The sequence below is a fragment of the Candidatus Allofournierella merdavium genome, from assembly GCF_944382735.1.
In the GTDB taxonomy this organism is placed as follows: Bacteria; Bacillota; Clostridia; order Oscillospirales; family Ruminococcaceae; genus Allofournierella_A; species Allofournierella_A merdavium.
The window spans coordinates 193,280-209,179 of sequence record NZ_CALWND010000007.1 but is presented as its reverse complement, the minus strand read 5'-3'; the positions used below and the strand labels follow the sequence as shown (position 1 = coordinate 209,179).

The window sequence follows — 15,900 nt, the reverse complement described above, 5'->3', positions numbered from 1 at the left end:
GCGGATGGGCAGATGAGTCAGGAGATCCAATGGGTCTGCCGGTATGAGGACGCTTTGATCCAGCCGCCCCGGGCGGTCCTGGATATCAACATGGGGGAATACGCCTCCGGCAATCGCTAATCATCTTCCCGGGCGATGTGCGGCCGTGTCACCGGCCGTGGTGGTCATTGGTTTACGCTGTAATAACAAATCACATGAAAGGTATTGTAAATGGATGTCAGAGGTCTGTCTTCAACGTATCAGGTCAGGAGGCTGACGGCACAGGATGCGGATTCCGTTTACGAACTTTCCATCGGAAATCCTCTGTTTTATGAATACTGCCCTCCGCATGCAACCAGGGAGGGCATCATGGAAGACATGCGTGCGCTGCCGCCCGGCAAAAGCGCCTGCGACAAGTTTTATGTGGGCTATTTTTGCGAAAACGAGCTGATTGCCATTATGGATCTGATCTTTTCTTATCCGGCTAAAAACACCGCATGGATAGGGCTGTTTATGATGAATCAAGGCCATCAGCACAGGGGGATCGGATCTGAAATCATCCGGGAATGCGCAATGTGTTTGAAGGATCTGGGGGTCGAATTTATCCAGTTGGCCATTGCCAAGGGTAACCCTCAGAGCGAACACTTTTGGCGGAAAAATAAATTTCATAAAACAGGAAGAGAGGTCCGGAAAGAGGGATACACGGCTGTTGTCATGCAGCGAGCGCTGTAAGCCGTTTCAACGCCGTAAAATGTCAGGCTGACATTTTACGCGGGTCATGATCCCATGAATATGGACCAGGAGATTATAAAGAAAAGAGGGATACTGATGGAAAAGGAGAATACCGTCTGCCCCTTCTGCGGCCCGCTGGCGGTGCAGACGAAAGAGTCTCTCAACGGTTCCTACCGCCAATATGACCAAATTCTTCGCAAACTCATGGAACTGGAGCGGCAAGGCCGCATGGAACTGTTCGCCGGTGACTGCCCGCTGGAGAATACCGATGCGGTGCTGGATGCCGAGCAGCATTATACCGTTTGCCACTATGTGCGCTGCCGCAGATGCGGCGCCCTCTATTTTTTGGGCGCCTGCATTCGGGGCGCGCCCGTGTTTCGGCGGGTCCCAGACATCCGGAAGGAAAACCTGGGCACCCGGCTGTGGGGCCGGTGCGGGACCTGCTTTTTGCAGGGAAAAAGCTGAAGCAGGCGTCAACGCGGACGTCACAAAACTTTCCAGGAAAGTCCCCCTGGTTTGCCATGCGTTCGTGAAAGAGACTTGGAGAATCAGCTTTTTACTAACGCACGAGGCCACGGCAAAACCCGCGGCCTTTCATTGCTTTGGGATATAGAAAAGATATTTTATTCTCTATGCTCTTGGTTTCTGATCTTGGTTTTCCGGGGATGGTCGTTGCAAGCTTTTTCAGCAATCAGGAAGGACTGAACATGTGTTGCGACTCAAACATACACAGCGCCATGGTATTTGACGACTGTTCTCCCTCCCTGCCATTCCTGGTATTGATAGAATAGAATTTCTCGGCGCAGCTGCGTTTTACCCAATCAGCGATGAAGATGGTGATCGCCTCACCAAAAAAGACATTCAACGAAGGTGAGCCCGGGTCTGTGCATTTTGATTTACAGGAGAAAACAGCTATGACAATCCAACAAATCATCGACGACAAATCCATTAAGCGCTTGGAAAAGAGGAATGCCATCGTTGAAGGCATCCTCAACAGGAGTTTCGATTTTTCCGCAGTTTCTGCGGCCTGTTCATTTTTGCCCGAAAAAAAGATTGCCCTTTTGCTGGAAGCCATTGAAGAAGTTAGCCGTTCCAAAGAATTTTCCTTGGAAGAAGATTATCTGAATCTGTCAGAAAGATATATTTTGTCTTCTGATCCTTCCTGCAAAAGGGAAGCTTCCAGAATCGTTGGAAATCTTGCGGCTGCTTTTCCGGCGAAGCTTGATCACGCCATAGCCGCTTTGTTGCAAAACGCGAATGATGACGGAACGGTGACCCGATGGGCAAGCGCTTATGCTTTATCCCGCATCGTGATACTCCCGCAATACGCAAAGGGACCTCTGTTTGAACAAATCTGCGATTTGTGCGAAAAAGAAACGGAAAGCGGCGTAAGGAACCAATATGGGAAAGCGTTAAAAAAAGCGGAAAGAATCAGATAGATTCACGGCCTGCCCCGCCCATGCGCTGCAGAGATTCACACCGCTTTCCGCCATCTGCTGTATAAATAAACATCCACCGGCCAAGCCGGTGGTTTTTCACATGCGGGCATAGCCCTATGTTCTTCGCCACGCGTAGAACGCGTAATACGGTCTGCCAGCTGCGTGGGATTGTTACTTGCCGCCCGTGAACGGGCCGACCTGACTCATCGTGAGTTGTTCGCCCAGCTCATCCTGTTTCAGTTGGTTCTTTATGTACTCCGCAATTCGGCTCTCGTTCTTTCCCACCGTATCCACATAGTACCCTTTGCACCAGAATTCCCGGTTTCGATATTTGTACTTCAGTTCGCCGAATTGCTCATACAGCATTGTGCTGCTCTTCCCTTTCAGGTAGCCCATGAAACTTGACACTGAAATCTTTGGCGGTATCTCTACCAGCATATGAATGTGATCCGGGCACACTTCCGCCTCCACTATCTTTACGCCTTTCCATTCACACAGCTGCCGCAATATTTTTCCTATTGCCGCCCTCTTTTCTTTATAGAACATCTTCCGACGGTACTTTGCCGCAAAGACTATATGGTATTTGCAAATCCACTTCGTATGCGATAAACTGTTTATGTCGTTCATGCTCATTTGAATGACCTCCTTGTGGTTCTTTTGATGCAGTTGGCAGACCGCATCTCTATCCTACCACAAGGAGTTTTTTTATGCCCTTTTTCTGTTCAACTATTTAATTCTTACCGAACCACACGTCTAACGTGTGGTTTTGGGATACAAAAAACTGACAGATCCCATTCGGGATCTGTCAGCTTATCATGGCAAGCCTTAACAAAAAAGATATTTTAGGAAAATTATGCTTGTTTTATCGAACTCTGAAAAACCTTCTCTTGACGTCCACAATATCTTGACGCAAAAGATTATACTTCTTTACAAAACAGAACAGTCACAAAATCTTGTCACTAAGAATATCTCACCGGTATCACAAATGTAAATGATTTTTAAAATCTTTTGCAGACATTACTTCAATATCATCATAAAAGTATGCGTTCCCATTTACATCGGAGCAATTTTTTACACGCTGCAATGATTGTCTAATTGATGAAAAGGGATTATTAGAGACGTTAGAAACACCCGCCAAATCTGCAAGCGTATCTTCCATGCTATCAATACCATTATCATCTATCACTACTATAAGCTTTAACCGCTTATGTGCGTCAGAAGGGTTACAACGGGGAAATATATGTTTTTCCAGCGTAATATAGCTTTCGACTGCTTTATCTCGAATTGATGCGATAAGCGCATTAATATTACTTTTCTGGTTTTTAAAGAACAAATCCCAATAATCTTGGCAGACTTCTTTTGAATGTGGACACTTCGCTTTTTCCTCATCAAAATTTTGCTTTGTGATTCGTTGCTTAAATCCGGATTTGAATTCAATCATTTCTACATTCTTTTTAGAGAACATCACCCCATCCACAGATGTTGGTTTCCGTTTTTCTTCAAAAAGATTGCTACAAATATCATCAAAGCAATACATTGTTGTATCGTCATCAATCAAGGGGTGCCCCGCATTATAGGATTGCGATATCGCTGAAACTGATTTTTCATACCCGCTCCAATTAGCCTGGGCATATGCTTGCAAATCAACTCCTATCATAATTATTCCTCGTTATTTGTGAGATACTTGTTTCGCAACATCTTGACCTCAGATAAATATTGCAAAAAATCTTCATAGATTTTGCCCATGTCGTTATTTACACAATGATACTGCACAAATCCATTTTCAAGCATATCGGTTTGATAGAAATTAGTTATTTCCGAAATATCATACTTTCGCATGAACGCATCTATTGCCAACATGAAGTTAGGGCTATGCGTTGTCAGTAGAATATTCACATTAAGTTCTTTAACTAACAACACGATAATTTCTGCAAACGCATTCTGCCACTTAGGATGAAGATGAGCTTCTGGCTCATCTAAGATGAGCATAGTTGTATTATCGATTTCTCCTTTGTTGAGAAGCATTTTAATAATAGAAAACGTTTTTGAGCCGGTTGCCAAATTAGATATTCTCAGTTTAAGTCCATCTTGAATATAGTACTCACCCTCTGATGAAAACTCAAAAGTTCCAGGAATTATACTATCAATTTTTGTTTTGGTCTCTTTAAGCATTTCACTCAAAACGGTTTGTTCAAACACCGTTAAAGACTTACTGCTTCTGAGAACAAACCTTAATTTATCCTTATGAGTGCCTATCCTTACTGGATTTAAAAAAGTCTCATGTCTCTCAGTAGTGCGCGCCCTGAAATATCCTGGCATAATTCCGTCGTCCAGAATGAATGGATCATCCACAAGATAAACTTTTTTGTATGGAGAGATAGTGAATACGGGTGAACCGTCATTCACTACCGAATTATCTTCCATTGATAAATGAAAGTAAACCTTATCTCTATCCGAAAGTTCTATCTCTGATATTCTCCCTTGCCTTTTGACAGGTTGTATCTGATTAGAAAACTCAATTCCTAGTGTTTGGTTAATACTCTCGCGAGTATAGTTTATTAGATCCGGATCGTTGTTGATTTCAGAAATCAATCTTTCCAATCCGGAAATGGCTTCCTCTTTTTGTTTGTCTAATGAATCTTTTAAAGCTTCTTTTGAAACACCTTCCGCTTTTACTCTAAAAAACCTCGAAATTCTACTACTTTCAATTTGCTCGACAAAAAAAGAAGTATCTAAATCATGCAATTCGTCGATTAATTTGTGCACCAATTCCTCCATTGTTTCTGGAGAAATTTCTTGACGATATTCGCCCGTAACCAATGATCTTAAAATGGGATACGATTCAAAAACATCTAATTCATCCTTGCGAATTGAATTTCTCGAATAGCGCAAGAATTCCAATGTATCATCTAGATTTCTTAGGTGTTTTATCACATAAACACACTTGTCATTTTCTGCCTTGCGCTGAATATTAGCAACTGCATCTAACAATGAATATAAGGTTTTTCCAACCGTCGTTTTTCCAGAATTGTTTTTTCCAGTAATGACAGTCAGCCCACTCAATGTGATTGTCGAATCCTCGACTATTCCAATGTTTTTTAATCTAATTTGCATAAGGCACCCCCTTCTGAAGGCAACGGTTTGCTTTCATCATATCAAAAAGGCGTTACGGTTTCAATTAGAACGGCTTTAATCATTTTATATTTCATACCATCTTTAAGATTATTATAATTTCATCTAAGATTATACTTATCTGGGGCGTTGTTTGTTGAGGTTTGCTTTTTAACAGTATTTCATAGATGATTGCAGGGTGTACATACCGGTACAATAAAATAAAGATAAGCAAGAAGCTACTTACAGTATAGTATAAATAACTCCATCCCACAAGGTAATCGAAGGTGTTTCACCATATGTGTTCATCCAAATGTCACCGCAAGGTTAGGTTGATTTTTTCTTTATATAATGGTATTCTAAAATTAGAAAAGGAGCATAAGATTCCCTGATTTAAGGGGGGATTCGAATGAAACCAAAAGCAGTCCGGCTTATTCCTTTGCCACCAACCAATATCAATATACTATGTCGTATGAACCGTCTTGATTTTTTCAAGGCGGTTTTTTGTTGCCATGTTTCAGAAAGGAGGATTCGTATGAAAAAAGCAAAGGCTTCGTCTGTCGATAGGCAGAACACCAATCGCTCGTCCCTTTCCATTAATCAGCATAAGGAGGAAACACTTATGAAGACAAATGAACATCCCATTGAACTGGTCCAGAAGTGCTGCGCCGAGTATTATGACGGCAAGCCTGTAACAGAAATCAGCAAAGAAAATCAAGTGGCCCGCTGCACCATTTACCGGTGGCTGAAGCAATACAAAAATCTGGCGCCGGACTTGATTCCCACTCAAAGAGCCCTCAACAGCCTGCAACAAAAACAACAGCGAACGGAGCAGATCTGCCAGATCCTGAAAGCGGTCAATTGTACGGCTTCCGATCCAGTTTCGGTAAAGCTCTTTGAGTTGGAAAAACTTGTAGAGCAGTATCCTATCCGGGTCCTCTGCGATGCATTGGAAGTAAACCGGGGAACGTTCTACAATCACATGAAAAGCAAACAGAAACCGTCCCTTCGTGCTCAGCGAAGGAAGGAGCTCTCTGTAGCTGTCAAAGAGGTCTTTGAGGAAAACCATGGGTTGTTTGGCTCCGATAAAATTCTTGCTGTACTGCAAAGTCGGGGATACAAAACCAGCAAAAAGACCGTCCTCGGCATCATGCATGAACTGGGGCTTTATAGTTTCCGAACCACGGCTAAGGCGGATTACAAAAAGTGGGTGAAGCTCCAGGGGACCCCCAATGTCCTGAACCGCCAGTTCAATGTCAGTGCGCCCAACACGGCATGGGTAGGAGACTGCACCCAGTTTGCGGTGTGCGGCAAGAAATACCACATCTGCGCCATCCTGGATCTGTATGCCAGAAAGGTGATCGCCTACAAAATCTCTCCTCGGGCAAGCACCCAGTTGGTGACCGCCACCTTCAAGCGGGCATTTGAGGAAAGGAATCCCGGCGAAGATCTGATCTTCCACTCTGACCGGGGATGTCAGTATACATCCCAGGCCTTCCGAACTCTTCTGCGCGATTGCCATGTGACGCAATCCTTCTCCAAAGGGGGCACGCCCTACGACAACGGTGTGATGGAGTCCTTCTTCTCCTCTCTGAAGCAGGAAGAACTGTACCGGAGCTCCTACCGGTCTGAAAACGAATTCAAGAAAAGGGTTTCCGAATATATGAAGTTCTACAACAAAAGGCGCCCTCATCGCGCCAACCAGTACAAAACACCAGATGAAGCGGAGAACGCCTTTTATGAAAAGAATGCCGGCTGAATCCGTTGCGGCAGCCGGTTCAAATAAGGGGGCTTAAAGCTGTTTGGGATCAAAAATGAGAAAGTTTGAATATTTGTGTCGCAGGAGGCCAAATGCCGGAAAACCTTGATATGACAATAAAAAATGGGAGTCAAGCTTCATTCGATCTCACCGGATCGTTCAGAACTTGACTCCCATTCATGTGGTTGCGGGAGGCGGATTTGAACCACCGACCTTCGGGTTATGAGCCCGACGAGCTACCAGGCTGCTCCATCCCGCGATATCCAGCGTCCTCTCTTGAGGGCGCTTTATTAATATATCACGCCGCACGCTGCTTGTCAAGACTTTTTTGTGCGGTGTGCGCCGTCTCCCAGCGGCAGTGTTATCCCAGATACTTTTTCAGATAAGCGCCGGCGCCGGTTCCATCGCTCGCCGTCAGCCGCCAGCCGCCCCGGGCGGCCTCGTCACGGGTGAGCACCGCCACCCGGCAGTTATCCAGATTCACCGCCCAAAACTGATCCAGCGGATTGCCCAGCGCCGCGGTGAGCATCGCGTGAAGCGCCGCGCCGTGCCCCGCTACCAGCAAGGTCTGCCCCGGGTGATTTTTCGCGGCAAAGGCGAGAAAATCCCCGGTGCGCTCCAGCGCGCTTTCCAAACTCTCCGCGCCCTCCGGCGGGCGGTAGGCGGGCGGGTCGGTGAAGAACGCGGCAAACCCCGGGCCCAGGGCGTGAGGGTCCTTACCCTCATACGGCCCGAAGGCGATCTCGATGAGACGCCGGTCCGGGCTTATCCTCTCCTTCGGCCAGCCGGTCACCAGACTGGCGGTGTCCATTGCCCGCTGCAAGGGGCTGGAATACACCACGTCAAAGTGCACCCCGGCCAGCCGCTGCCGGGCCTCCATCGCCTGCTGCCGGCCGGTATCGTTCAGCGGAATATCGGTGCGTCCCTGCAGCATCGCCCGCACGTTCCAATCAGTCTGGCCGTGCCGGATCAGGTACAGCTGTGTTTCTGCCATGGGAAAAGGCCCTCTTTCGTTTTGAAGACCGGATTATCGGCCTTTTGTTTTGATATGCTGTTGTTGCGGCCGAAAATCACCACTTGGCCTTGGTCTCCACCACCTTGCCGGCGATGAACAGCTTGTCCAGTTCCTCGCCCCGCAGCACCTTGGGTTCATAGGCAGGGTTGAAGGGCTGCAGGATCACGGCGTTGCCCCGCAGCACATACTTCTTTAAGGTGCCCTCGCCCTCGTCGCCGTAGACCATCACACCCAGATCGCCATTTTCCAGCGTGGGCTGCCGGTGTACCAGCGCAAGATCGCCGTCACTGATGCGGGGTTCCATGCTGTCGCCCTTGACGACCAGGTAGAAATAACTGCCGGGATCCTTTACCCGGGCATACTCCACGCCATAGTCTTCCTCAAAGGCAAGCGCGCCATAGCCCGCCCGCACCGTGCCCACCACCGGGATGGGGCTCTCCTCATAGCCGCCGAAAAACCGCCGGGACGCCGCGGAATCCACCGCGGCCAGGCCCAGAAGATCGTCGGTAGAGGTGTTCAGCAGCGCCGCCAGCTGCACCAGGGTCTCCGGGTCCGGCGAGGAACGGCCGGTCTCCCACTTGCCCACCGCCTGCTGGCTTACCCCCAGCCGGGCCGACAGGCTTTTCTGGCTGAAGCCGCTGCGCTTTCTCAGTTCCTTTAAACGCTGTGGAAACATGGCCGTTTCGCTCCTTTCCTGTTGGTCTTATTATACAACCGTAAGCTGTTTTTGTAAAGAAAATCATAAAAAAAGTTGTTAAATTGTCTTGACAACAACCATTAGTTGTTATAGAATGAGGGCACAGAGACGATCCTTCGCGCTGTGCGGCAAGATGGAGGGAATCAATATGAAAGATTTGTTGTGCATGATGCTGGCGATTTTTGCGGGGCTGGGCGTTGTGATGCTGGCCGGCGCGCTGATCGAAGGGGGCCTGTCCGCGCCGCTTCTGCTGGGGCTTGCGGCGTGCATGCTGGCGACACGGGGATTCTATCGGCTGAGCAGCCGCCCTGCCGGCAAACCAAGGCGCCGGGCTCCCTGCGCGGCGCGGGCTGCCCGCAAGGCAATCGGCCTGCGGGCCGCCTGAGCCCCCGGCACAATACACTATATAGAATATAAGGCGGGCGGAGGCATTCTCCGCCCGCCTTCCCCATGGTTTTTGCAGCGGTGAGCCTTAAAATCCCTTGACAGCCGTGCCAAAGTATGTTAGTATATGTAACGCGCTATCAAAACGCGCACGGCGGCCACTGGGGAGAGGTGTCCGAGTGGTTTAAGGAGCCGGTCTTGAAAACCGGTGACCCGCAAGGGCCGTGGGTTCGAATCCCACCCTCTCCGCCATTTACAACCGAATCAACATCACACACTTTGCTCTGGAGAAGTACTCAAGAGGTCGAAGAGGCGCCCCTGCTAAGGGCGTAGGTCGGGAAACCGGCGCGAGGGTTCAAATCCCTCCTTCTCCGCCAGGAAAGGCCCGCACGAATGTGCGGGCCTTTTGTTTTACCATCTTGCGCCCGGCCCGCCCTTCGGACACGGGCCATGGGGCGTTTACCGCCGCGGGACCGGCCTTTGCTCCCGGCGGGGACCAATGCCCCGGCGAGCCGGGCCGCAGGAGCGCCGCGCCCTGCCCTCACGGCTCTGCGGCCGGGTTTTGCCGCAGGAAGGTGCGTGCGGCGGCGCGAATGTCTTCCACCAGCTGCCGCACCACCGGATAACGGTCGTATGCCTGCCGGGAGTAACACAGCATGAACTGTCCCCTCGCGCACTCATCCGCAATGGGCACGCACACCAGCCGCCCCTCCTGCACGCCTTTGTAGCGTTTGGCGGCGGGCCAGAAGGAGAGCGCGTAACTCTCGTCGTCCTTTTCCACCAGCGGGATCACGTTGGCCACCGTTTCCACCCCAACCTTTTTCTGCTCGGGGCTTTGGCACAACAGGCCGTCCAAAAAGCCTTCCGGCATCTCCGATGCGCGCTCCTCCTCCTTCATATCCGGCAGGATGAGATAAAAATTTTTCAGTTCCTCCAGCGTGACGCTGGAATGGCTTGCCAGGGCATGCCGCGCATTCACCAGACAGCGATACTCTCCGCTCATCAACAGGACCGGCGGGTTGCCCTGGATTTGGGTCAAGCGTGCCAGCTGTTCGTTCTGATGGCACATCACCAGAGACAACACCGGCTTGTTGGCGCTGCGGGAGATGAAAGCCTCTGGTTTTTCGCTCACGTTGAAGCCGATGGACAATTCCGGGTATTTTTTCCGGTAGCGCAGCACAATGTCCGGCAGCAGAAAGTCGGGAAACGATATATATGTATACAACTCGATCTGGCGCAGATCGTCCTTGCGGCCCATCTCTTTCCAGCCGTCGTAAAACTCCAGGATCTGCCGGGCCTCCGCAAACACCCTGCTCCCCTTTTCGGTGAGCCGCACCCCGCTGGCGGATCGCTCTACCAGGGTGAACCCCAGTTCTTCCTCCATCAGCTTCAGAGATTTGGTCAGGCTTGGCTGTGCCACATAAAGCTGTTGTGCCGCACGGGTGATCGACCCAGTCTCCGCCAGCGTTACAAAATACTGCAAAGACTGTATCTTCATCTTGCTCCCTCCTCCCCAACGGGGGCATGCCTTTTTTTCATGCCCCCTTCTTTTTTCTGTATTACCCATAATGTTTTCAACATGATAAGCTAATTATAGCAGAACGACCAAACCAGTCAAGTTTCCGCATGGTTTCGGTCACAAGACTATTATAACTCAAATAAAGGAGTGTGCATCATGACTAAGCGCGAACGTTTCGAAAAATTCCTGGCGAACGAACCGGTGGACCGGGTACCTGTGGCCTTCTTCCACCACTTCACCACCGAGCAGGAATGGCTCACCGGCCTGACCAATGAGGCCGCCTTTGAGAAAAACATCGAGGGCCACCGCATCGCCCGTGAGAAGTTTGACCCGGACGTGATCAAGATCATGAACGACACCCTTATGATCATGCCGGTGGATACCTCCTTTGTCAAGACCGCCGCGGACCTGCGCAAGATCGAGCCTCCCATGCCCGGTTCCCCCTTCTTTGAAAAGAGCAAGGAGCTGACCAAGCGGGTGGTGGACATCTACAAGGACTCCGACGCCCCCATTTACGTCACCGCGTTCAGCCCCAGCATCACCCTGCGCAACAGCATCAGCGGCATGGACATCGGCACCGAAGTGGCCCACTCCAAGCTGTACAGCTTCCTGGAGGAGGATCCCGAATCCGTGATGGCCGCGCTGGACAAGATCGCCGACAGCATCATCGCCCTGAACAAGATCCTGCTCACCGAGTGCGGCGCCGAGGCGGTGTATCTGAGCGTGAACAACCAGGCCCACTATGTGCCCGACGAGTTCTACACCAAGTACATCACCCCCTCCGACAAGAAGGTGCTGGCCGGACTGAACCAGCTGAGCCGGTTCAACATGCTGCACATCTGCGGCTACCACGGCAAGAGCAACAATCTGGAGCTGTTCAAGGATTACGATGTGCCCGTGTTCAACTGGGCGGTGCACGCCGAGGGCGTGGGCCTGGCCGAGGGCAAGAAGCTGTTCGGCGGCAAGCCGGTGTGCGGCGGCTTTGCCCAGGCCGAGACCATCTACACCGGCACCCGTGAGGAGATCACCGCGGAGGTGGCCAAGTATCTGGACGAGGCCGGCCAGGTGGGCGTGATGCTGGGCGCGGACTGCACCGTTCCCACCGACATCGACGACGAGCGCCTGGAGTGGGTGCGGCAGGCCGCCATCCAGTACGCCGCCAATCCCCGCGTGAAGCTGTAAGCCGAAAGCACATTCACCTTTGGTCGTAAGGAGGGAAATCGTTTTGGAAAAGCAAACTCGCAGCGGTTGGGACACCTTTAAAGCCTGGTTCGGCATCGGCGCGCTGATGTTCGGTACATACTGCGGCGCCAACATGGCCTCCGGCGTGTACGCCTCGGCCTACATCGTCACCCTGGGCGGCGGCTGGGCCTTCCTGTGGCTGGCCATCTTCTGCTTCGCCATGTCCTTCTTCTGCGCCATCGGCCTGGACTTCATCCGCGCTTACAAAACCAGCAACTACAACGCCTACTATCTGGCGCTGTACGGCGTTGACAAGCCCAATTCCAATCCGGTTCTGAAGGGCATCGTCACCATCTTCTTCGACATCTACACCATCCTGATGGGCGTGGTAACGGTGGCCGCCACCGTGGCGCTTTTTGCCGAGTTGTTCAACTCGCTGCTGGGCGTGCCGGTGTTCCTGGGCAGCGTGATCGCCGTGCTGCTGTTCACGGTGCTCACCATCTACGGCGCTTCCTTCCTGCGCAAGTTCAACACCGTGATGACCATCTCGCTGATCCTGTCGCTGGTGGCCATTCTGATCGCGGTGATCGTTGTGAGGGGCGACGTGCTGGCCGAGCGCATCGGCAACTTCAGCATCGGGCCGGACTGGGGCCTCACCACGGTGAGCGCGCACATGTCCATGTTTATCTCCTACTGCTTCACCACCTCCAACTGGGGCTCCTCGCTGAGCAACTACGCCGACCAGATCCACACCAAGAAGGACGCCATCGGCTCCGGTATCACCATCGGCGTGCTGGTCACCCTGCTCTTTGTCATGACCGGCGCCATCGTGCTGCCCTTCATGCCGGAAGTTTACGAAGGCACCCCCATCCTGATGATCTGCCAGCAGTACCTCAGCCCCGTGCTGACCATCGTCTACTGGATCGTGGTCATTTTCTCGGTGGTGTCCACCGCCCCCACCTTCACCTTCAATGTGGCGAACCGCTGGTCTATCGTCTGGAAGAGCGAAAAGGTTCCGCAGAGGGTCAAGTTCTTTGTCATCGCCCTGGCCTTCCTGCTGGCCTGCTGGTTCATCTCCGGCGTGGGCCTGATGGCCATCGTCCAGAAGGGCTATGTGCTGCTGGGCAACCTGGCGCTGTTCGCCATCGCCATCCCGCTGCTCATTTCCATCGTGCGGGTCGCCAAACTGGATAAGGCAAACAAGAAGCAGGCCGCCAACAACGGGTAACACCGCTTCACGCCCCGGTGGGGCGTTCGGGCTTTGCTGCTGACCCGATGCCCGGCGATACAGGCTTGTATTGTCGGGCATCGTTTTGTGTGTGTGTGGTTCATCGGGCCCGAGCGGCCCTCTGAAAGGAGAAACGTCATGGATTCCAAATGCTACCAGAACTATCTGAAGATCCTGCACAAGGAGCTGATCCCCGCCATGGGCTGTACCGAGCCCATTGCCATCGCCTTTGCCGCGGCAAAGGCGCGGCAGGTGCTGGGTGCCATGCCCGAGGAGATGGTGGCCCTGTGCAGCGGCAACATCATCAAGAACGTGAAGGGCGTGAACGTGCCCAACGCCGGCGGGCAGAAGGGCATCGAGGTGGCCGCCGTGCTGGGCGCTCTGGCCGGCGACGCCGACCTGGAACTGGAGGTCATCAGCCGGGTGCCCCCCGAGGCCGCCGACCAGGTGCGCCGGCTGGTGGCGCAGGGCGTGTGCCGCTGCGAACTGGCGGAGGGCGTGGAAAACCTGTACATCCGCATTGAGGCCAAAGCCGGCGCCGACACCGCCGTGGTGGAGGTAAAGACCAAGCACAACCACATCGCCCGCATCGAGAAAAACGGCCAGGTGCTGCTGGAGGCGGACGACATCCCCACCGAGGACGCCGGCGACAAGAGCCAGCTGAACCTGAAGGACATCCTGGAATTTGCCGACACAGTGGAGATCGGGGATGTGAAGGAACTGCTGGATCAGCAGATCAACTGCAACAGCGCCATCGCCCGGGAGGGCCTGGGGGGCAACTGGGGCGCCGGCGTGGGCCGCACCCTGCTGGAGGTGAACGGCGACGGGGTGCGCACCCGTGCCATGGCCAACGCCGCCGCCGGTTCCGACGCCCGGATGAACGGCTGCGCCTTGCCGGTGGTGATCAACGCGGGCAGCGGCAACCAGGGCATCACCTGCACCATGCCGGTGGTGACCTACGCCCGGGAGATGGGCGTCAGCGACGAAAAGCTCTACCGCGCCCTGACCCTGACCAACCTCATCGCCCTGCACCAGAAGCGGTACATCGGCAACCTGTCCGCCTACTGCGGCGCGGTGTCCGCCGGCACCGCCGCGGCCTGCGGCGTTGCCTACCTCCACGGCGAGGGCTACGATGTGATCGGTCGCACCATCATCAATTCCCTGGGCAACGTGGGCGGCATCGTGTGCGACGGCGCCAAAGCCTCCTGCGCGGCCAAGATCGCCAGCGCGGTGAACAGCGGTCTGCTGGGCTATGAGATGGCAAAGCGCGGCCGGGTGTTCCCCTTCGGCGAGGGCCTGGTGGAAGAGGACTACGAGCACACCATCCGCAACTTCGGCCGCCTGGGCAAGGACGGCATGAAGGCCACCGATGTGGAGATCCTGAACATGATGATCGGCAAATAACGCCGCTGCCGCCAGCCGGCGCGGCGGGCATTGCCTGTCCTCTCTCCCGGCGCTGCCCCCCCTGCCGGGAGGACAGGAGCGGGGCCGTCTTCGGACGGCCCCGCCTTTTTTCATTTCGGCGGGTCTTACCGTTGAACCGGCTGCCCCGATGGAGTAAAATAAAGGGAGCATCTGCTACTCACAAACGAAAGGTCGCAAGCGATATGAACTACGATTTCACCTCCATTCTGGACCGCCGCGGCAGGGACGCCGTGGCCGTGGACGGCCTGGGCGCGGGGCCCTTTGCCCCCGCGGCCCCCAAAGAGGGGTTTGACGCCATCCCCATGTGGATCGCGGACATGAATTTCCCCACCGTGCCCACGGTGCCCGCGGCGCTGGCGGAGCGGGCGCGGCACCCCGCCTATGGCTACTTCTCCCCCACCGACGAATATTTCAACGGGATCAGGGGATGGCAGGAAACCCGCAACGGCGTGACCGGCCTGACCCGGGAGTGCATCGGCTACGAGAACGGCGTGCTGGGCGGTGTGATCAGCGCGCTGAACGTGGTGTGCTCCCGGGGAGGCAAGGTGCTGCTTCACTCCCCCACCTATGTGGGTTTCACCTCGGCGCTCTCCAACAACGGCTACGACATGGTGCTCAGCCCCATGACCCGGGACGAAAAGGGCGTTTGGCGGATGGACTTTGCGGACATGGAGGAGAAGCTGCGCACCCAGAACATCCACGCCGCCGTCTTCTGCTCGCCCCACAACCCCTGCGGCCGGGTGTGGGAACGGTGGGAACTGGAACAGGCCATGGCCCTGTTTGAAAAATACGATGTGACCGTGATCTCCGACGAGATCTGGAGCGACCTGATCCTGCCCGGGCACAAGCACATCCCCACCCAGATGGTGAGCGAGTGGGCCCGGCAGAACACGGTGGCGATGTACGCCCCCAGCAAGACCTTCAACCTGGCGGGGCTGGTGGGCAGCTACCACATCATCTACAACAAGCGCCTGCGGGACCGGGTGCTGAAGGAATCCAGCCTGTGCCACTACAACGAGATGAACGTGCTGAGCATGCACGCGCTGATCGCCGCCTACAAGCCGGAGGGCCGCGCGTGGCTGGAGGAACTGCTGGAAGTGCTGGGCGGCAATGTGGACTACGCCTGCGACTACATCCGGCAGCACTTCAAGGGTGTGGAGACCTTCCATCCCCAGGGCACCTACATGCTGTTCGTGGACTGCACCGAATGGTGCGCCGCCCACGGCAGGACCATCGACCAGCTGGAGAAGGCCTGCTGGGACGTGGGGGTGGCGGTGCAGGACGGCCGGGCCTTCCACGGCCCCTGCCATCTGCGGATGAACCTGGCGCTGCCCCTTTCCCGGGTGCGGGAGGCATTCCGCCGGCTGGACAGATACGTCTTCAACGCCTGACGCGGGGCCCGGCCATCCTGTTTATTTGCAGCAAAGCGC

15 protein-coding genes and 3 tRNA genes are annotated in these 15,900 nt (G+C 53.6%); 11 read left to right on the top strand and 7 right to left on the bottom strand.

What is annotated here, in order from left to right; all coding sequences use genetic code 11:
• Window positions 1-348: 348 nt before the first annotated feature.
• The 3 genes from ACH2A7_RS07810 to ACH2A7_RS07800 all read left to right on the top strand — a co-directional run bounded on the left by ACH2A7_RS07810 (window position 349) and on the right by ACH2A7_RS07800 (window position 2,150).
• A complete protein-coding gene (locus ACH2A7_RS07810) occupies window positions 349-711 on the top strand; it encodes a GNAT family N-acetyltransferase (RefSeq protein ID WP_394961195.1) in 363 nt (120 codons plus the stop codon).
• Window positions 712-807: 96 nt separating this feature from the next.
• A complete protein-coding gene (locus tag ACH2A7_RS07805) occupies window positions 808-1,176 on the top strand; it encodes a hypothetical protein (RefSeq protein ID WP_394961194.1) in 369 nt (122 codons plus the stop codon).
• Window positions 1,177-1,625: 449 nt separating this feature from the next.
• Complete coding sequence (locus ACH2A7_RS07800) at window positions 1,626-2,150, top strand: HEAT repeat domain-containing protein (protein WP_394961192.1); 525 nt, start codon at window positions 1,626-1,628, stop codon at window positions 2,148-2,150.
• Between the two features lie 171 nt (window positions 2,151-2,321).
• Here ACH2A7_RS07800 and tnpA read toward each other — a convergent pair whose 3' ends face one another.
• The 3 genes from tnpA to ACH2A7_RS07785 all read right to left on the bottom strand — a co-directional run bounded on the left by tnpA (window position 2,322) and on the right by ACH2A7_RS07785 (window position 5,264).
• Window positions 2,322-2,777, bottom strand: coding sequence for an IS200/IS605 family transposase (tnpA, locus tag ACH2A7_RS07795; protein ID WP_394961196.1), 456 nt, complete (start codon window positions 2,775-2,777; stop codon window positions 2,322-2,324).
• Window positions 2,778-3,129: 352 nt separating this feature from the next.
• The gene (locus ACH2A7_RS07790; RefSeq protein ID WP_394961190.1) at window positions 3,130-3,807 is read right to left on the bottom strand and encodes a hypothetical protein; all 678 of its coding nucleotides are present in this window, start codon (window positions 3,805-3,807) and stop codon (window positions 3,130-3,132) included.
• 2 nt (window positions 3,808-3,809) lie between these two features.
• Window positions 3,810-5,264: an AAA family ATPase gene (locus tag ACH2A7_RS07785; protein ID WP_394961189.1), complete on the bottom strand. Its 1,455-nt coding sequence runs from the start codon at window positions 5,262-5,264 to the stop codon at window positions 3,810-3,812.
• Between the two features lie 532 nt (window positions 5,265-5,796).
• Between ACH2A7_RS07785 and ACH2A7_RS07780 the strand changes: the two genes are divergently transcribed.
• The gene (locus ACH2A7_RS07780; protein WP_394961188.1) at window positions 5,797-7,020 is read left to right on the top strand and encodes an IS3 family transposase; all 1,224 of its coding nucleotides are present in this window, start codon (window positions 5,797-5,799) and stop codon (window positions 7,018-7,020) included.
• Window positions 7,021-7,202: 182 nt separating this feature from the next.
• Here ACH2A7_RS07780 and ACH2A7_RS07775 read toward each other — a convergent pair.
• From ACH2A7_RS07775 to ACH2A7_RS07765, 3 genes are all read right to left on the bottom strand, one after another.
• Window positions 7,203-7,279, bottom strand: a tRNA-Met gene (locus ACH2A7_RS07775).
• Between the two features lie 102 nt (window positions 7,280-7,381).
• Entirely contained in the window at window positions 7,382-8,014 is a 633-nt protein-coding gene (locus ACH2A7_RS07770; protein ID WP_394961186.1) for a histidine phosphatase family protein, read from the bottom strand.
• Between the two features lie 76 nt (window positions 8,015-8,090).
• Entirely contained in the window at window positions 8,091-8,711 is a 621-nt protein-coding gene (locus ACH2A7_RS07765) for a LexA family protein (RefSeq protein WP_394961184.1), read from the bottom strand.
• A gap of 169 nt (window positions 8,712-8,880) precedes the next feature.
• Here ACH2A7_RS07765 and ACH2A7_RS07760 point away from each other — a divergent pair, with 169 nt between their 5' ends.
• The 3 genes from ACH2A7_RS07760 (at window position 8,881) to ACH2A7_RS07750 (ending at window position 9,493) form a co-directional block, all read left to right on the top strand.
• Window positions 8,881-9,117, top strand: a complete 237-nt coding sequence (locus ACH2A7_RS07760) for a hypothetical protein (protein WP_394961182.1) — start codon at window positions 8,881-8,883, stop codon at window positions 9,115-9,117.
• 164 nt (window positions 9,118-9,281) lie between these two features.
• Window positions 9,282-9,368 (top strand) — tRNA-Ser (locus ACH2A7_RS07755).
• Between the two features lie 34 nt (window positions 9,369-9,402).
• Window positions 9,403-9,493, top strand: a tRNA-Ser gene (locus tag ACH2A7_RS07750).
• 164 nt (window positions 9,494-9,657) lie between these two features.
• Here the strand turns inward: ACH2A7_RS07750 and ACH2A7_RS07745 are convergent.
• The gene (locus tag ACH2A7_RS07745) at window positions 9,658-10,614 is read right to left on the bottom strand and encodes a LysR family transcriptional regulator (RefSeq protein ID WP_394961181.1); all 957 of its coding nucleotides are present in this window, start codon (window positions 10,612-10,614) and stop codon (window positions 9,658-9,660) included.
• 177 nt (window positions 10,615-10,791) lie between these two features.
• Here ACH2A7_RS07745 and ACH2A7_RS07740 point away from each other — a divergent pair, with 177 nt between their 5' ends.
• From ACH2A7_RS07740 to ACH2A7_RS07725, 4 genes are all read left to right on the top strand, one after another.
• On the top strand, window positions 10,792-11,817 hold the full coding sequence (locus ACH2A7_RS07740; RefSeq protein WP_394961180.1) for a uroporphyrinogen decarboxylase family protein: 1,026 nt from the start codon (window positions 10,792-10,794) through the stop codon (window positions 11,815-11,817).
• 43 nt (window positions 11,818-11,860) lie between these two features.
• Window positions 11,861-13,045, top strand: coding sequence for a hypothetical protein (locus ACH2A7_RS07735; RefSeq protein ID WP_394961178.1), 1,185 nt, complete (start codon window positions 11,861-11,863; stop codon window positions 13,043-13,045).
• A 138-nt stretch (window positions 13,046-13,183) separates the two neighbouring features.
• Window positions 13,184-14,449: a serine dehydratase subunit alpha family protein gene (locus ACH2A7_RS07730; RefSeq protein WP_394961177.1), complete on the top strand. Its 1,266-nt coding sequence runs from the start codon at window positions 13,184-13,186 to the stop codon at window positions 14,447-14,449.
• 203 nt (window positions 14,450-14,652) lie between these two features.
• Window positions 14,653-15,861 carry a MalY/PatB family protein gene (locus ACH2A7_RS07725; protein WP_394961175.1) on the top strand — a complete coding sequence of 403 codons (1,209 nt, stop codon included), beginning with the start codon at window positions 14,653-14,655 and terminating at the stop codon, window positions 15,859-15,861.
• The last annotated feature ends 39 nt before the right edge of the window (window positions 15,862-15,900 follow it).

What these genes read in the sequence shown, in the direction of transcription:
- ACH2A7_RS07810 (WP_394961195.1), top strand. Translation starts at nt 349, where the DNA reads ATGGAAGACATGCGTGCGCTGCCGCCCGGCAAAAGCGCCTGCGACAAG.
- ACH2A7_RS07805 (WP_394961194.1), top strand. Translation starts at nt 808, where the DNA reads ATGGAAAAGGAGAATACCGTCTGCCCCTTCTGCGGCCCGCTGGCGGTG.
- ACH2A7_RS07800 (WP_394961192.1), top strand. Translation starts at nt 1,626, where the DNA reads ATGACAATCCAACAAATCATCGACGACAAATCCATTAAGCGCTTGGAA.
- tnpA (WP_394961196.1), bottom strand. Translation starts at nt 2,777, where the DNA reads ATGAACGACATAAACAGTTTATCGCATACGAAGTGGATTTGCAAATAC.
- ACH2A7_RS07790 (WP_394961190.1), bottom strand. Translation starts at nt 3,807, where the DNA reads ATGATAGGAGTTGATTTGCAAGCATATGCCCAGGCTAATTGGAGCGGG.
- ACH2A7_RS07785 (WP_394961189.1), bottom strand. Translation starts at nt 5,264, where the DNA reads ATGCAAATTAGATTAAAAAACATTGGAATAGTCGAGGATTCGACAATC.
- ACH2A7_RS07780 (WP_394961188.1), top strand. Translation starts at nt 5,797, where the DNA reads ATGAAAAAAGCAAAGGCTTCGTCTGTCGATAGGCAGAACACCAATCGC.
- ACH2A7_RS07770 (WP_394961186.1), bottom strand. Translation starts at nt 8,014, where the DNA reads ATGGCAGAAACACAGCTGTACCTGATCCGGCACGGCCAGACTGATTGG.
- ACH2A7_RS07765 (WP_394961184.1), bottom strand. Translation starts at nt 8,711, where the DNA reads ATGTTTCCACAGCGTTTAAAGGAACTGAGAAAGCGCAGCGGCTTCAGC.
- ACH2A7_RS07760 (WP_394961182.1), top strand. Translation starts at nt 8,881, where the DNA reads ATGAAAGATTTGTTGTGCATGATGCTGGCGATTTTTGCGGGGCTGGGC.
- ACH2A7_RS07745 (WP_394961181.1), bottom strand. Translation starts at nt 10,614, where the DNA reads ATGAAGATACAGTCTTTGCAGTATTTTGTAACGCTGGCGGAGACTGGG.
- ACH2A7_RS07740 (WP_394961180.1), top strand. Translation starts at nt 10,792, where the DNA reads ATGACTAAGCGCGAACGTTTCGAAAAATTCCTGGCGAACGAACCGGTG.
- ACH2A7_RS07730 (WP_394961177.1), top strand. Translation starts at nt 13,184, where the DNA reads ATGGATTCCAAATGCTACCAGAACTATCTGAAGATCCTGCACAAGGAG.
- ACH2A7_RS07725 (WP_394961175.1), top strand. Translation starts at nt 14,653, where the DNA reads ATGAACTACGATTTCACCTCCATTCTGGACCGCCGCGGCAGGGACGCC.